We start from the raw sequence: 17,623 nt of genomic DNA, 5'->3' as shown, positions 1-17,623 counted from the left end.
AAGGACAATAAGACGTGTTTAAGATTGATAAGGAATCCAATCGAATTTCAAGAATTGAAACCAAGCGCTTTACAGACCTTGGTTTTAGAGAGCGTGACCATTTGCAAGAGTGGTTAGCTCATCAGCCTAATGCGTTGGGTGAAGAGTTATTAATCATCCAGAAAGAGTTTGATGGTTTTGATGACACCAGAGAGCGTCTTGACTTATTAGCATTAGATAAGGATGGAAACCTCGTGATCATCGAAAATAAGCTCGATGACACAGGGCGAGATGTCATGTGGCAAGCACTCAAATATGCGTCTTATTGTTCTAATTTAACGAAATCACAAATCGTGGAGATTTATCAGATTTACTTGAATAGATACTGCGATGGTGGTGACGCTAAATCTCTATTGTGTGAATTCCTTGATGCGCCAGATCTGGATGAGGTTGTGCTTAACTCAGGAATAAACCAGCGATTAATGCTTGTTGCTGCAAACTTCCGCAAAGAGGTAACGAGTACAGCATTGTGGTTACTCAATCACGATATCCAAGTCCAATGTTTTAAGGTAACTCCTTATGCAATGGGTCATGACCTATTTTTAAATGTCGAGCAGATCATTCCTACTCCAGAAGCCAAAGAGCTGATGATTGGTATGAATGCGAAAGAAGCAGAAGAAAAGAACACGGAAGCTGAACTTAAAAACAGGCACCGAGTTCGAATGGAATTCTGGGAGCAAGCCTTAGAGGCCATGAAAAGAAGCCAGTGTGACCTCTTTAATAATATCAACCCGAGTAAAGATCATTGGCTAAGTGCAGGATCAGGGGTTCGTTCGTGCCCTTTTACATTAATATTTGGCGTTAAGGAAGTTCGAGTTCAACTTGAAATGACTCGAACAGGAAGTCTAGAAAATAAGTTTTTATTTGATCACCTGTACGAGAGGAAGTGTGAAATTGAGGCTTCTTTTGGTTCACCTCTTGAGTGGTTAAGGTTAGACGATAAGAAGGCATCGCGAGTTCAGGCACGTAAAGAATTTGATGGTCATAATCGAGAGCAGTGGTATGAAATGATTGAGTGGTTGATTGAACATATGATTTTGCTTGAGAGTGCTTTTAGATCTCCACTGCAAACTGTGAATGAAAAACTTAAAAGTACCACATTTGATAATGAGGTCGACGCATGATCACAGAAGACCAACTAGAACAACAATGCCTTGATTGGTTTAAAGAGCTTGGCTACCAATACAAAAATGGCTATGACATCGCACCGGATGGCCCTGTTAACCCAGCGACAGACGTCCCTGAACGTGATGACTATCATCAGGTCGTTCTAAAACAACGTTTGCTTAGTCAGCTAGAGATATTGAACCCTGAATTGCCAGAAGAGGTTCTCAATCAGGTTGTGAACACAGTAAGCACACCTGAAACACCTGTGCTTATCAAAAACAACCGAGCATTCCATAAACTTTTGATTGAAGGTGTGCCTGTTGAATACTCCATCATTGAAGATGGTCAACTGACTCCAAAACATACCCATGCTCGCTTAATGGATTTCACCAATCCAGATAACAATGAGTTCCTAGTTGTTAATCAGTTCACTATTACGGGCACCAAGGGTAATCGCCGACCAGATGTGGTGGTGTATATTAATGGCCTTCCTATCTCAGTTGTTGAGTTGAAGAACCCAGCAGATGAACATGCCGATATTTGGAACGCATACAACCAACTGCAAACCTACAAAGATGAGATCCCTGACCTGTTTGCATTTAACGAGTCGTTAGTCGTCAGTGATGGTTGGACGGCTCGGATTGGATCTCTTACCGCCAACAAAGAACGTTTTTTACCTTGGAAAACTGTTTCTGGTGAAGATGATAAACCGCTTTGGGATTACCAGCTTGAAACTGTCGTTAAGGGCTTCTTTAAACCTGATTTATTGCTTGATTACATTCGCTACTTTGTCTTATTCGAAACTGACAACGACAAAATAATCAAGAAGATCGCTGGTTACCATCAATTCCATGCCGTTCGAGCGGCAGTAGAAGCAACAGTAAAAGCGAAGCAAGCCGATGCCAACTTACCTTTAGTGGCTGACAACATTGCAAAGTATCAGGTTCAGGCGACAAAAGGCTTAGACAAAATTAAATCCGGAAGTGGTAAGGCAGGCGTCGTTTGGCACACTCAAGGAAGTGGTAAGAGTATCTCAATGGTGTGCTATGCCAGCAAACTGCTTCAGCAGCCAACTATGAACAACCCAACGATTGTTGTTGTCACAGACCGAAATGATTTGGACGGTCAGCTCTATAACACGTTCGGCATGGCGCAAGAGACGCTCAAACAGATCCCACAGCAAGCTGATGATCGTGATGCCCTGCGAGAACTATTACTTAATCGTCAATCAGGCGGCATCATTTTCACCACCATTCAAAAATTTGCACTTTTAGCCGATGAAACCGAACACCCAGTTCTATCGGAGCGAGCAAATATTGTTGTCGTTTCGGATGAGGCACATCGAAGTCAGTATGGTAACAAGTCCAAACTGGTTGAAATAAAGGACGAAAATGGCGCTGTAAAAGCTCACAAGTACGTTTTTGGTTATTCTAAGTACATGCGTGACGCTTTGCCTTATGCCTCGTTCATTGGCTTTACAGGCACGCCTATCGCCATGGATGACAAAGACACTCGCGGTGTATTTGGCGAGTACGTATCAATCTATGATATTCAAGATGCTGTTGATGATGGTGCAACCGTTCCGATTTACTACGAATCACGTCTAGCAAAACTTGATATCAATCAGGACAAGATCGAAGCTCTTAACGATGAAGTAGAGGATGAAATTGGTGAAGATGAAGAGACCGCAGACCGTGAAAAAATCAAATCACAATGGGCTGCGTTAGAGAAGCTTGTTGGTGCGGAACCTCGAATACAGCAAGTGGCAAAAGATCTTGTCAATCATTTCACAACCCGCACTTCTACATTTCCCGGCAAGGCGATGATTGTAGCGATGAGTCGTGAAATCTGTGTCGATTTGTATGACGCTATAGTGGCAATAAAACCTGAGTGGCATAACGACGATCCTGAAAAAGGAGCAATCAAAATCGTTATGACAGGTAGTGCATCAGACAAGGAGAAGATGCAGCCGCATATCCATGACAAGAAAACGAAAAAGCTGTTTGAGAAACGTTACAAAGATACCGAAGATGAGCTGCAATTGGTGATTGTACGTGATATGTGGCTAACAGGCTTCGATGCCCCATGCTGTCATACCATGTACATCGATAAACCGATGAAAGGCCATAACTTGATGCAGGCTATCGCCCGAGTAAACCGAGTATTTAAAGACAAACCCGGTGGCTTAGTGGTGGATTACATCGGAATTGCTAACGAGTTGAAAAATGCTCTCAAGACTTATACCAACAGTCAGGGTAAAGGTCAGCCAACTGTAGATACAGCAGAAGCCTTTGCAGTGTTAATGGAAAAGGTCGATATCATTCGAGGCATGTTCGCAACACCTGTCGATGGTCACACCTTCAATTATCGACCTGATTTTGAAACCGATGCACTTCGATTGTTGCCCGGTGCTGTGAACCATTTATCCGGTCTGTCCCATAACGATAGCAGTGGTAAAGAAGTTCGAGATGGTAAACGACGCTTTCTTGATGTTATGGCTGCACTTACCAAGGCTTACTCGCTATGTAACACGATGGATGAGACTGGCGGCTACAAGAACGAAATTGCTTTCTACTCCGCGATAAAAGCTGCATTCATCAAGCACTCAACGGTTGATAAAAAGCGTACCGACGAAGAGCGTAATACCGCTCTTAAGCAAATCCTTAACAATGCGGTCGTTGCCGATGGCGTTGATGATATCTTTTCAATGGTAGGGCTAGACAAACCGAACATTGGTTTGCTGTCAGAAGAGTTCCTTGAAGACGTCAAGAACATGAAAGAGAAGAACCTTGCAGTAGAGCTATTAGAAAAGTTACTACGTGATGAGGTGAAAGCTCGCATGAAGAATGATGTGATTCAAGAGAAGAAATACTCTGATCGCATCATGACCACGCTTCAAAAGTATCACAACCGTAATATTGAAACGGCTCAGGTTATTGAAGAGTTGATTCAATGGGCGAAAGAGATGCAGGAAGATGCGGCCATGCTGGATAGGTTAAACCTTTCTGTTGATGAAATTGCGTTTTATCGAGCTTTGGTCGAAAACGAGTCTTCGGTTCGAGAGTTGGGGGATGACAACCTACGTAAGCTTGCTATAGAACTGACTCATCAACTTCGTAAGTCTGCAACGGTAGATTGGCAGAAGCGGGAAAGTGTCCGTGCTCGTATGCGTAACCTAGTTCGCCGACTGCTGCGCAGATGGAAGTACCCACCTGATGCGGCTGAAGAGGCGATCAAGCTTGTGTTAGAGCAGGCTGAAGTATTGGCTGATGGGTGGTACAGCTAATCAAATAAGGAGATGACGGAACACATAATCTGTCATCTCCGTGTCTATTATTTGATGGTTATTTTTCCTGAAATAACTAAGTGTCGGAATAATCTATAGTCGTGAGAATAGATATATACAGCATGTGGAACGGATTTTCCGGTCATAAATTCATCCATTGCGACCTGCGTGTTTGGCGGTAAGCTGTCAGGATTAACCACCATAAACGGAGTGTTTTCATTGAGGATGAACTCTGTTAGTTCTGGAACTAATGACACCACGTCAACCATTTTTTATTTACTCACAGTCTGTATGTTGGCTTGTTTCAAAACCTTCTTGGGAACTGGTCCTTTATTGACACATGGAATTGTAAATGCCTCATTGATGTTTCCAGCAGAAGGCATAGGAACTTTATTGCCCTCACTATCTTTACGATATCGAGCTACTCGTCGAACACTTACTTTGTTGCCAGATACTGGAATGCTCAGATGCATATTCCAGCCTTTAAAAATCGCAGACAATTTGCACAGTAGCGAATAACCTGTTGATTCATGAACTAGCGATTGCAAGTAGTTACGAACTTGATACTCGATGTCATCTTCAGACTCTAATCCTAAGGATGAAATAATCCGAGTTAGGTAAGTCTCCGGTGATAACGGTAGTGTATTTTCTAGTTCATAGCCTTTGAGCTTTTGCTTTATCATATAATGAGCAAAAGCGTAAATCGGTTCAGATACCTGACTTTCCAGTTTGTGTCGTTTCACTATTTTTGAGACAAAATCGACAGATAAGGCTAGCTCTTCGTTATCCTCAACATACTCTAGTATTTCGGATGGTTGAAATGATGTGCCTTGCGTTCCTCTATAGGCATAAGGGTTGGACGTCAGATCAAATGCCTTTGACAGCATCGCTACACGAGAGAGAACTACAGCATTTACCTGTACCCCAGCCATCTCTAATACCTGAGACCTAGAACGCATATTACCAACATCAATATTTGCGAATGATAGGTCGTCAGTCACGTCGAAAATTACAGGGGCAACAAAACCTATATTTGCCTCATATGAAGCTTCTAATCGATGATGACCATTTAGGATCTCCCCCTCAGCAGAGATGATGATTGGCTCACCTGTCAGACACCATTGTCTATTTTTCATTGCCTCGGCATATTTCTTGATTTTTGCTTTGCTCAGTTTCCTATTTTTATTATTTGGGTTGATTGCTCCTCGTCGGGAGAACTTCAACATATCACGTGCTAGCTGTGGGCTGATATAAATTACAATGAATTTCAGCGTCGTCTTAACCGCTCTGATACCGGAATAATAGCGAGCTTTGGATTTAAATATTTCTTCCACTTGTTGATATGAAATGGCTTTTGCTGATTCCAATAGCTTTTGTGAGCTAGCTAGATAGCAGTTGTTTTTTTTGTCTTCGTATTTAACGAACAGTCCGTCAACGATAGAGCTTTCGAGGGATTCGTCCGATATCTCGTTGTGGTTATCAGTATTTCTTTCGTTCATTTTTCAACCATTTTTTGTGGCATTATTGTTAACAGGCGTTTTTACCTCGGTAACTTTATCTAGAAATTATTGATCCGACATGTATGTCGGATCAAGTTTTATTTTTGGGTTAAAGTCCAATTTTTCGGTAACTGGATGAAAAAATGTGAGTATTTCAGAAAAAAAAATTAGTGGGATGCTGGTAGGTTCGAATGACCGCACGATGCAGACGTTGATTACCACAATGTCAATTGCTGAAATTGCTTCGTATTTTTCAACGACTAACCTTTTGCCTGAGCTTAGGTGGGCAATTGATGCGGCTGTGAACGCAACTAATGTCGATAGAGTTCAGCAACTACAGTCTGAACTACAAAAAAAAGTTATTGATCACTCGGTCAGTGCGCCTTTGTCGCTGACTTTTGCAATTGTCGGCAAACCAACTCTTATCAATGCATCACATCAGTTACCGACCTTGAATTACGACACATCCAATACTCATATTGTTGGTAATGTTCTGGGTTTGACTGCTATTTGCAAGGTGTTGGGTTTAAAGACATTCTTGTTTAGCTCTAGGCTGACGGTTAAAGAGGCAAATCAACGTAGTGAAGTTCGCCAGCGTTTGGCTATGGAGACTGTTGAGGTCCGTATTGTATTTGATAGTCGAGAAGGGTTAGGCACGGGTGATGTTATTGAGTTGTTTAGACAAGGTAGTATTTTAGAATCATCATTGAGCCTACCTCATCTTCGTGGAGGGCATAATTTACTAGCAGAAGATGACTTTCCGTTGAAGCCCTTTATAGATCGGCTGATACGAGATGCGGCTATAGAGTCTTATGGTGGTGTAAATTATGATGCCAAGCATGTGAAAGTGTCGGAGCACTATATCACGACGCAATATGTACTTTTTAAGTTACTCGTTGGTGCTGTGGCTGGAGTGGGCACTCAGGAGTACAGCAAAATGTCGAAAGATACTATTTTGTCTGATGGAGCAAGCCTAACTTCTGCTTTGTCTGATAAGTTTATGGAGAAAATTGCTGTATTTTTGAGAGCGTGGCTTGAGGCGTTGAATGATACTGTTCTCAACGATCGTTCTGGATATCATCTCTCTCCACAGGTTTGGCAGGCATTGGGTTTGACGATCAATAGATTGATCCAAAATACCTCACTAAATGAAATGCAAGTGGCAGGTACGATGTTAGGAGCTCTTGATTACAGTAAAAATGCCACACATTGGAGTGATTGTGCAGTGATGGAGCTCGATGCCAAAGGTCGAGTTTATAAGAATGCTGCGAGCTCTACACGTCAGTTTCGTGTCGGCTTAGCAGCATACTTTCTTCAAGTCATTGGCGGCATTACGAAGAGGGATGACTGATAATCGATAATATTGTGATACCGATTCAATCTACCCTATCTTCGTATTGATTAATGATGTAGCTCACCTTTGTTTGAAGTGACTCCTTCCTTGTAATCAGAACTCGGTCAACTTTGGTGGCAGAAGTTTTTCGATGACTGCCTTCAGCCCGGGATCTGACAAGATCGAGTTTCCCTTAATAGCTTTACTTGAACAAAGTGAGCCTTCATCATCAAAGAATAGCCCCTTTCCACCGTGACCATTTAAGAAATTAGTCAAGATTTCAGTGTCTAGTTTATCTAGCTGTAGGCTTTTATTATCAGGATTCAATTCACCCTCCTTAGGAAGGGAAGAGGTTTGGTTGTCAGGGTAAACTACTGGCAACTCTCGCAGTTCTCTCAATACTGAATTTTGCTTTTTAAGTGATTTCATTTGACCTAACAACACTGAAACTTGGTATCTCAAAACAGGATCAGAAATTTTGAGTAAATCTTCATCCCTGATAAGTCCAGTAGTTTCAGCTATTCGAATACCAGTGTCAGGTTCAGTGCTTGATTTCACTAAATTATTGAAATTTAATTTCTTTCCTTGCAGCACTTTAGTCCATGCATCAATAAGAAGTGGGTAAGGGTTTTTACCTTGTCTCCTGTTGTAAATTGACCGTTCAGAAATCATGATTCCTTTGCTGGCCAGAGCTTTAACGATCGCTGGAACCGATGGGGTGGCATTTGCTTGAACCATTTTCGAACAAATTTCATTAATATCTTTTAATGCAGTTTTGACGGACTCTCTTGTCGCGCCTTCGTAAAGATCTTTATAAATACTTTCAATGTCTGTAAATGTTAATATATCATTGTTTTTCATAACATTATCCCGCGATTGTTTTCATTTCTACTCTCTGAAGGGGGGTAGGACAAACGGGCGCAGCTTCCAATAGCTCTTGCTCTATCCCTAGTTCAGCAAAAGTCTTACGGCCATCTTTGAGCATTTGAAGTCTTTCTCCATCTAATTTTGTCACTAAGAACTTGGCGTAGGCATCGGCAGACTGTTGCTTTTCCTCAGGAGTCAAATCCATGAGCATCATCGGCTCATAACCGTTGCGTAGAAGGATTGTATCGATGAAATGGTCACGCTCTCTCTCGAAATCTTCATTTCTTTCATGTTTGTAGAAACGACTTGCCTGAATAACGAAATCTAGATTTGCGAAGTTATTCGGAGATTCGGCATAGTCGATATCAAAATCAGCATCATTATCCATTAAGAGCGCCGGAAGATTGTTGGTCGAATCGACTTGGCTCACTGAGATAGGTGGCTTAGGTAATGCCTTAATTTTTGATATTAGATTGTGACTTGCGTGCAACTCATTGAACAAGTTATCTTCTTCGATTGACAACCTCTCCTGTATGGTTTCAGCCTTTTTGATTTTAGTAATTAGCTGAGGTGGAACCTCTTCACCCTTCTTCCTTAGGTTAAGTTGTTCAACTTTTAATGATTGAACGTCTTGCTCATTGAGTTTTATCTCGGTAGCCTTCTTCTCTGCCTTAAGAATAAGGCTGTTCGCGTGAACCCAAAGCTCCGTCAACCAAGGTAGTCCAGTAATAAAGTGTCTACACATCACACAGTTTTTGTCTTCGACTGGAAGGTAAGTGTTTTTGGCTCCATTCTTTCGTACACATGCTCCACCATCGTGACACCGTGTACCATTGTATGGACAAATACCAAGGTTAGTACTATTCCATAAAGAAGCCGTACACCTAGCCGCAGGCGATTTAAGACCATCTATGGCATCCTCTGAGTTATATGCCGTGTATTTGGCAACCTGATCCCAAGCAACTTCCTTCAACCAGTTCTGGAAACTTTTTTGATAATTAAGTTCAAGATCTCGGCTGGCCTTGTTTAGAATTTCTGTGATGTGGCTCGGGTGATATTTCACATAGTAGATTGTCATCAGAAGGCTTTTGTGTCCGGCAATAATCTTACTCAACACTTCAATTGGCACACCTTGCTGAGCTAAAGAAGTTAAACCTGCAACACGCAATCCATGCGGAGTATATAAAGAACTTTGCGGTGCCTTGGTATTCTTATTTCTAGTAAGGATGATCTGGCAATCTATCCCATCGTCATGAAGTCGCTTCTCAAGCTCATCCATTAGCTTAAGCCAAAACTCGTGTAGATTACGAATTGTTGGCGGCATCTGACGATTACCATTTTTGATGTCCTTTGCGCAACGGAAAAGATAGAAACGGTCAGGGATTCTTTCAAGCACTTGGTCAGCAGGCTCACCCTCAAAAACCGACTTTGGGATGTCTCTGTATCGGACTGGCGCGTTCACGGGATTATACTTTTCCTGCCAAGTTTTTAGGTCGTCAAGGTACTTAATTACCGTTTCATTTTTCCAAGGTATCTCATAGCCAGACTTTTCACCGAAGCCAACTTCCTTATCCGAAATTTTGTTTGAATTAACGTAGAGTACAAATTGAGGGGCTAATACACCGTTGACTAATTTACGCCGCAATACGCCTCTGTTAGGAACCTTGGCACCAATTTTTTTCCAATAGTTCGCCAATTGATGGTCATTTTTTATCCACATGTCAGTCTTAGGATTATACTTCCATTGATCTCCTTCACCTGAGTCTAGGCGTAGAACTTGAATTTTTCTGAGTGGTATTTCTAGCATAACTAGATATAGGTATGTAATGACTGGTATCCATACTGGGCGACCACTCTTGTCAACAATTTTGTCGTTGTATTGGTCTGATAGAGACTTAGGCCATGCAAAGTCATTTTCAGTGAGAATTTCTTTGAGCTTTAGAATCATCCATAGCGGAGGTGATGGCTTTGAGGATTCACTTAGCTTAATGTCACCACTATCTTCATCACTGTGTGTTGCTATAGCTTGATTGAATTTGTGATTTGACAAGATAGGTTGACCTATTGTTACTAACTCACCTTCTTCGTCCGTTTCAGACATGTTTTCACCGATAAACCAGTGACTATAATTAACTAGTGTCGTGAGCGTTTTAATCAAGACTTGATTACTAAAGGCTTTTTTGTCTAGCTGATCTTTTAACCAATCATAAAATTCGTCGTCGCGAAATCTGGAAAAATATACAGTGGGATCACATGGAAAGTCTGATATGTATGTACACTCAAGAAAGTTCCTGAATTTAGCAAAATGATCTTTGAGATGATCAGTAACGAATGCTTCTTTAGAATTGAGGTATGTATTCCATGAGTTAACCCATTGAGTCATGTGCTTGTCTGGGTTTTCGAATAGGTCTTTTGTTTTATGACGAGTATCGATTCGCTGAACTTCTACGCACTTGATGAAGTTCGCACAGTTGAAGTGTTTGTCAAAGCAGAGGGCTAGGTTCCTTACCGCTTTATGAACGTGAGCATTTGTGTCAGGGTGCCAGCGATTATCTTCAGTCCTAATTGGGGTTACAAACTGTTGAAACAGCTCCAACGAAACATCTTCTAATTTTTCAACTTTTGTTGTGATGCGAAAGAGCTCAGCCGCTTTGCTGAACTCATTTATAGCAGTCTTTTTAGATGATTCGGTAGCGATATGTTTAGTGAGCCCGATTTCTTCAGAAATTGTAGTGACTTGTTGCGCTAGTTGTGATTTAGTCCCATTTATCAATTCACCTGAGAAGTAAAAATTACTTTCCCCTACTTTTTGATAATAAAACAGGCTGTTAACTAATAAGTCGCCCTTATCGACAAGTTTTTTGAAGTGCTCATTAGACCTATGGAAAGCGGCTAAACGTTCCTTGCCTCGTTGTGAGTTTTTTGGGGCAAACAGACCATCAAGTATAGCTAGATCATTGTTAGTGATGCAGTCACTATAGGTAACCCCTTTGAACTGGAGATAGTTTTCATGTTTTGTCATCAGCTTAGCCATTATTTGTCAGTTGTAATTTGCTTGGCAGGGCACTTATTGTGGAGTAGTTAGCCAAAGTATCTTTTACTTTTTGCGCCGAAATCCCCTTATATGCTTCTTGGGCATTTATAGTTCGGTGATGTAAGCACCTCTGAATTACTTTGCGGTCAACACCCATATCATCGAGAAATTGAGCGTAACAGTGACGTAATGCATGTGGGTTTAGGGCAGAATCTCTTCCTCGTTCAATCTTCATACCAATATGATTCTCGACCCGATCTAACGCCTTGTTGTAACTCTTGCTGAACTGGTGCATGGAGTAGGGAGCTCCGATATAGCTTTCACCTGTTCGCTTATCAGTACCAGTTGCAACGAATAGAAATGGATGGTCATGTCCTTTCTCTTTAATGTATGTTTCCATTAATGTTCTTCGGTATGGTAGATATATGTTATATAACGAAACGAACAATGCCTCTGCTGCTGAGTGCATGAAAAAGACATCTGCATGATAAGTTTTTTTATCAACAGCTAGTTTTTTCCAGCCTGCTTTCAACGACTTCGGATTCATCTTGTCATGGCGAGGTCTCATTCGTCGCTCTTTTAGATATTCCTGCCTTGTCTTATCTGATTCACCAACTAGATTGGTGGGAGCTAATCTTGGGTGACATAGTTTTGCTTGGCATTGGAAATCATCACTGGGGTAAATATCGTTAAACCATAGGTGAAATGGCTCTCCCTTACGCAGACCGCCGAATAGGAGTAGAATGGTAATCATCTTTGTTGTGATGTCTTCGCGCTCAAATGGATTTTCAGCTTCTGCATCTTTGATGAACCCTACTTGCATTAGAGGTGCAATTAACTCTATAGGAAAGCTTTTGGTTTCACTTTCAGAGTTTTGGTAGGTTTTGGGGTCATCGTCAAATTCATAATCTAAACTGCTTTTAGATCTCGAGAGTTTTTCTGCTACTTTTATTGGGCTTTTGACATGTGCCATGGGACTACGTCCAATTATATATCTTGCAGACTTCAGAAGAGATAGAGCTAGCTTTTCATTTTTCTTTTTGTGTGCTTTGAAATCTGATTTCCCGGTTTCTTTTTCTTTGGCTTCCTGCTCATCGACCCAATCGATAAATGCAACGAGCCTAGTACGGAGCCTTTTTGATTTATCCAGCCCAGTTGGTGCCCAGTACAACCCAGTCTCATCATAATGAGTTTCTGTATCGATTGTTCCATGTTCTAGACTTGTAATGAATTTACGTAGCTGTTTAGTTTTGTCTAAATCTGAACTGCGGTAAGCCTTATTGAAGTCGTAGAAAAGACCAACAGCTCGAGCTGTGTCACGCATCCATGAATCGCTTTTGGAAGCATACGCAATGAAATACTCCACAAGAGACCACATGATTGAATATCCATGCTGACCCTCTAGATAAAGGATCGGAAAAACTGTTGTAGGGCTAGCTACTACAGTTTGCTTCACGACAATATGATGGCGACCTATTGGGGCATGTTCTCTCATATTTACCACCTTAAGTTCCTTTTATTTTTTAATGGTAACTTTATGCTGGGGGTTGTGCAAGTGATTATTAAGTGAACAATTCCTTCTTTATGCTCTTTTTCTAGTCAGAAAGATATAAAATAAAGATCAAGTGGTAATTTATGGTAAGGCGTTTTTAAGGGGTTAAACGAGCACGTCCCTTCTAAGGATGTGGTCGTAGGTTCGAATCCTACAGGGCGTGCCATTTATTTTGAGAAACCCGATAGCTCTTTGAGTTGTCGGGTTTTTTGCATTTCTGGCTCTAGTATATTTACGCCTTAGCAATTCGTCACTCTGTTATTTATCCACTTGATGGAACGGTAGGGAATTCATTTCAAGAATCTACAAACTGTATCAAGTTATTTCGCCTTAATTGCTAGGGTTAAAAGTTCTACGATATAAAACTAGTGGCTATAATAACTGACACTTAAAATGGACTTTAATCCCAGTAGCACTCAACTCTTCTATCAATTGATTGATAAGAACATCAGCGAACGCGAGCTCATTCTCGCAGATGTTCGCCGAAACTCACCCAAACTCGCGGGTAGAGTTGATGAACTACTCAAACATGCCAATAACGACTCTGCGATTGACGCATTAGAAGCGCACTTGTCGACCGCGACTGAAAAAAACACCTGTTATGAAAGCCTTATTGTTGACCGCTATATAGTGGGTCATGAGTTAGGCCGGGGCGGGTTTGCTTCGGTTTACTACGCGACTCGCAGCGATTCTCTGTTTCACCACCAGTACGCCATCAAGTTTTTTCATCCAGAGATCTTAGGGCTATTGGGCCAAAAGGTTCTGTTTTCAGAAGCTCAGCTCCTTGCTAATGTCAGTCATTCCAACATTGCTAAAGTCTACGATGCGGGAACCTATCATGGCGCAGTGTACATAGTGATGGAGTATGTCGACGGAATGAATTTACATCACTATTTGAGCGCCTACTCGCTGAGTTTTGAGCAGAAATTAGTGCTTTTTAGAGATATTTGTTTGGCGGTCGATTATGCCCATCAACATCAGATTATTCATGGCGATCTAAAACCAGAGAACATACTGATTTGCCATGATGGAACACCGAAAATCATTGATTTCAATATAGCCCAAAAAGTACAAGACAGTGACCCTAAAATGTCTACCCAAGGCGTGTTGGCACTCACTCGAAATTACGCCAGTCCTGAGCAGTTAAATAAGGACACGATAAATAGCCGAACTGACGTGTATGCCTTGGGGCGGATTTTATATTTGGATGTTCTTCGTGCTCGACCAAGAGGCGACATCAAAAAAGTCGTGGCTGTGGCGACGCACTCAGACCCTCAACGCCGATATTTCAGAGCCAAAGATCTTGCCAAAGATATTGAAAATGTTCGATGTTTGTTTCCTTTAAGTCGGGAGTCCAGAGTTGGTGTTGAAGTACTAAAAAAGTTTCTGATTCGCTCTCCAATTTTTACCCTTTGCAGCGGGGCTCTGGGGTTGAGTATGGTGGCTATTACTATGGCTTTGTCGACGGCAACTTATGACCTTAATCGTCAAAAGCAGAATCTAGATACCGTGCTCAATGATGTCACGACCAGTGTCTATCCTCTAAACAACCGTTTAACGGATTGGGAATCGGTGATTGAGAACCGAGAAAATCAACGCAGGCTGCTGCTGGGCCCTCAATCGCGCTCCTTTTTAGCAGAACGGCGGAGTGAATTTACGCCTTCAATTCACGTGTTGAGTAGCATTGCTGTGGATGAGGTTGAACTTGCCCCAATTGCCCCGATACTTGGTCTGCCCGAAGGAGGCGTCGTAAATGATGAGAATCACCCGCTTGATGAGGCTGTCACTTCAAATGAATCTGTGGGGTAATAAGAAATGGTAAGAACTAAAAATACCAACAGCGATGGCGAGCACCTTACCGAGTTGATTTCAAAGTGGCAGGTTGGCTGTAAGGTATCTGAAGAGCAGATATTTCGTTTTGCCTATCATAGGCTAAAAGGGTTGGCTCAGCAGCGTCTCCAAAAGTCCGGTGCAAGCTTACATAGAGACAAAGAGTCAACCAACACCACAGCTCTAATTCACGAATCTTATTTGAAGGTGGCAGCATTGGATAAAGGAGCCATCGAAAAAACTCGAGACTTCTATCTAATGGCCGCCAAAGCGATGCAGCACATACTGATCAACCAAGCTTGGGCGGCACAGGCCGACAAGCGTCAACCTGACCAGTCTCTTGTCCTAGAACAGGCTTTGTCGATTGAAGGTCTACCTTTAGACCGTAGGATTGCGTTAGAGCAGTCTTTGATTGAATTTACCAACCACTACCCACGCCAGTCTAACGTGTTAAAGCTCAAGTATTACATTGGACTTAGACATACCGAAATCTGTCAGCTCTTGGAGTGTAGTTCTAGCTTAGTGGAAAAGGATCTTAAATTCGCTAGGAGTTGGCTTCACAATAGACTCGCTGCGTGATTAGTTGTGAAGTGTCTAATTTTCTTAATAAATTCATAAAAAAATTTACGTATTTTTTGCTGTTCCCTGTGTCTTGTTTGTGGTGAGTGATCTCCCTAAAAATAACGCCAACTTGATGCCACTGATTCTCAGCATTCAGTTATGGCTCAAACAATAAAAGGCTTACAAAGGGAATATCAATGAAAAAGCAAGGTTTACTGGCAGCGTCAATTGCAGTGGCTCTCGTCGGGTGTGGCTCAGACAGTGATTCAAGCAATCCAACAACATTTTCAATTACCGCAATTGATGGCTACTTAGCGAATGCCAATGTTTCGGTGGACAGTACTCAAGATGGTGTGTGTGATCTGTCTCAGGGTAAAACGGACAATAAAGGTCAGGCAAATCTGAGCTTAGAGTATCGAAACGCTGTTGTTTGTGTCGATGCAGTTGCTGGTCAAACGGTAGATAGCAACCGCGGTCTAGTTCAGCACGACTTCACTTTGGTGAATGCGGGCAGTGGCACAATCATCAACCCAATGACTAACATGGTGAACAAGCTTCTGGCAGAAGACTCTGAGTTAACGGTAGCTGACGCTGAAGAACAAGTGGTTGCTGCTATCACTGGTGATGGTGGCTTGGAAGTGTCACAAGCACTTATTTTTGGCGACTACATTGCTGATACTACAGAGCAAGCTGAAGCACTTAACCTGATCGGCGAAGTGTTGGTGGACCATTCCGACCAAGACATCGAAACTAAGCTTAAATTGACACAGGCGATGGCGGAGGCAACACAAGAGATCATTGATGCCGATGACCAAACGCTTGAAGACTACTCACCGATCATCGATATTCCACCGGGTGGTGGCGATATCATCGTGACGCCAAACACCCGACCAAAAGTTGTCGGCACCACTGAACCCGTTGAATTGACTCTGGGCGAAGCATGGCGTCCAAACAATGTGAACGACAAATTCAAAGATGCTGAAGGTGATGACATGACCTTCACGATGGTTGTCGTGGATGGTGACGGCAATAATGGTCTGTCTATCGATTCGGTAACGGGCTTGATCACTGGTGAGCCAGAAAATGCAGGTAGCTTTGTTTACCATATCTTTGCGACCGATACTCATGATGCTCGTTCATACCCACTGACGTTTGAAGTTACCGTGTTAACGGACAACCAGCCTCCTGTTGTTGATGAGGGTGAGCTTGCAAACCTGCAGTCGACCATGAATACATGGATGCTGACAGAAGGCGAGTCGCTGATGGATACATTAGATGTAAGTGCGTTGTTCACTGATAAAGATGGTGATGACTTAGAATACAAAGTCGAAACGACCCTGTCAGTTGCAGCACGCAATGGTTTTAATGCCTTAGTGAACGATGAGGGTACGGTGAGTTTTACCGGTCTTATCCCACGTCCAGCGGCGGCAGGTGCTGAAACTCTGACTGTCTCAGTTAACGATGGCGTTAACAGTGATTGGATTTCGGCAACGTTGAGCTTCCCGATTATTGAAGAAGCTCCACTACCGCCAGTGGATGGCCACCCATTAGAAAACCACACATGGCACTTCCTAGAGTGGGGCTCAGATGATGGAAGCGACAGTGGTGTGAATGAAGCAACACGTGTTTGGTGTGACTCGGTGCGCTTTAGTGATGGCAAAGTCTACTTCAATCAACGCAGCTTGGATAATCTACAATCTTGTGGAGAAGCTGATCAGCTGGAAACATCAAGTTCTTACATCGTGAAAGATGATGTTATTGAATGGAGTATGAGCTGGGAAGATGAAGAAGATGGCATCATGTCTGAAACGGTTCAGTTGAAAATTGCTCAAGATGCTGATGATTTAGGACAAGGCGCTAAAATGGTGTTGATGTCATTCATGGATGATGAAGAAGAGCACCAACGGTTGGCTTGGTATGTGAATAAGAGCGATGTTGAAGCTCGCATCACGTTAGATTCAGACATGGAAGATGAGGATGAGATTAAATTTGCTATGTATCTTCCTGGTGCGCAAGAAGGTCAATATGAGCTAGGGAATGTTTTCATGTCGATGGGGCTACCTCATCCTCAAGATCAAGGTAGGTACGATGCGAACTTGTTCTTCAGTATTCCAGAGCAGGATATTACGTGTGACGATATTGGAGAGTTTTACGAGACATTCTTCATTAGTGGTTACGATATAGACGGTAAGCCATTCCAATCACACTCAAATGGTTGGGGTGGTGGCTTCGAGTGCTACGACAATATTGATAACGAAGGCTTTAATTATGCCGGCATCGATTTCGATATCTATGAAGAACTGGATGTTGGTGAGGTATACAGCTTCATCGGTATTATGAAGTTCGAGGAGCTTGAGCACTTAGAAGAGATCAAGTTCAACATGACTTGGGAAGGTATCAAACAGTAATCATTATTGATATGCATGAAAGGAAGCCTAGCGATAGGCTTCCTTTTTTATTTTTCGATAAACTGACAATTGTTCCCTATTGGGGGTTTACATCATTTAGTAATAAA

The 17,623-nt window shown here is 42.2% G+C and carries 10 protein-coding genes and 1 tRNA gene; 7 read left to right on the top strand and 4 right to left on the bottom strand.

Features of this window, described 5'->3' with window-relative positions:
- The first annotated feature begins 14 nt into the window (after positions 1-14).
- Both OCV50_RS09990 and OCV50_RS09985 read left to right on the top strand, forming a co-directional pair.
- Positions 15-1,163 (top strand): DUF4268 domain-containing protein, encoded by a 1,149-nt coding sequence (locus OCV50_RS09990; protein WP_261902944.1) that lies wholly within the window; start codon positions 15-17, stop codon positions 1,161-1,163.
- On the top strand, positions 1,160-4,432 hold the full coding sequence (locus OCV50_RS09985) for a type I restriction endonuclease subunit R (RefSeq protein WP_261902943.1): 3,273 nt from the start codon (positions 1,160-1,162) through the stop codon (positions 4,430-4,432). Before OCV50_RS09990 ends, OCV50_RS09985 begins: the two co-directional genes overlap by 4 nt.
- Before the next feature lie 272 nt (positions 4,433-4,704).
- Here OCV50_RS09985 and OCV50_RS09975 read toward each other — a convergent pair whose 3' ends face one another.
- Positions 4,705-5,931: a ParB N-terminal domain-containing protein gene (locus OCV50_RS09975; RefSeq protein ID WP_261902941.1), complete on the bottom strand. Its 1,227-nt coding sequence runs from the start codon at positions 5,929-5,931 to the stop codon at positions 4,705-4,707.
- A gap of 223 nt (positions 5,932-6,154) precedes the next feature.
- Here OCV50_RS09975 and OCV50_RS09970 point away from each other — a divergent pair, with 223 nt between their 5' ends.
- On the top strand, positions 6,155-7,282 hold the full coding sequence (locus OCV50_RS09970; protein ID WP_141341442.1) for a hypothetical protein: 1,128 nt from the start codon (positions 6,155-6,157) through the stop codon (positions 7,280-7,282).
- Positions 7,283-7,378: 96 nt separating this feature from the next.
- Here the strand turns inward: OCV50_RS09970 and gmtX are convergent, their stop codons facing one another.
- From gmtX to OCV50_RS09955, 3 genes are read right to left on the bottom strand one after another with little or no spacing between them, the layout of a single operon-like run.
- Complete coding sequence (gmtX, locus tag OCV50_RS09965; RefSeq protein WP_261902940.1) at positions 7,379-8,125, bottom strand: gamma-mobile-trio protein GmtX; 747 nt, start codon at positions 8,123-8,125, stop codon at positions 7,379-7,381.
- Positions 8,126-8,129: 4 nt separating this feature from the next.
- Positions 8,130-11,165, bottom strand: a complete 3,036-nt coding sequence (locus tag OCV50_RS09960) for a VPA1269 family protein (protein WP_261902939.1) — start codon at positions 11,163-11,165, stop codon at positions 8,130-8,132.
- A complete protein-coding gene (locus tag OCV50_RS09955; RefSeq protein ID WP_261902938.1) occupies positions 11,158-12,660 on the bottom strand; it encodes a site-specific integrase in 1,503 nt (500 codons plus the stop codon). The genes OCV50_RS09960 and OCV50_RS09955 overlap by 8 nt, the downstream gene beginning before the upstream one ends.
- A gap of 148 nt (positions 12,661-12,808) precedes the next feature.
- Here OCV50_RS09955 and OCV50_RS09950 point away from each other — a divergent pair.
- The 4 genes from OCV50_RS09950 to OCV50_RS09935 all read left to right on the top strand — a co-directional run bounded on the left by OCV50_RS09950 (position 12,809) and on the right by OCV50_RS09935 (position 17,516).
- Positions 12,809-12,883: transfer RNA gene (locus OCV50_RS09950), tRNA-OTHER, on the top strand.
- A gap of 227 nt (positions 12,884-13,110) precedes the next feature.
- Positions 13,111-14,526: a serine/threonine protein kinase gene (locus OCV50_RS09945; protein ID WP_261902937.1), complete on the top strand. Its 1,416-nt coding sequence runs from the start codon at positions 13,111-13,113 to the stop codon at positions 14,524-14,526.
- Between the two features lie 6 nt (positions 14,527-14,532).
- Entirely contained in the window at positions 14,533-15,126 is a 594-nt protein-coding gene (locus tag OCV50_RS09940) for an ECF-type sigma factor (protein ID WP_261902936.1), read from the top strand.
- Positions 15,127-15,305: 179 nt separating this feature from the next.
- Positions 15,306-17,516, top strand: a complete 2,211-nt coding sequence (locus OCV50_RS09935) for a putative Ig domain-containing protein (RefSeq protein WP_261902935.1) — start codon at positions 15,306-15,308, stop codon at positions 17,514-17,516.
- Positions 17,517-17,623: the final 107 nt, after the last annotated feature.

The sequence above is a fragment of the Vibrio fortis genome (genome assembly GCF_024347475.1).
Classification (GTDB): domain Bacteria; phylum Pseudomonadota; class Gammaproteobacteria; order Enterobacterales; family Vibrionaceae; genus Vibrio; species Vibrio fortis.
This window is presented reverse-complemented; position numbering and strand designations above follow the sequence as displayed.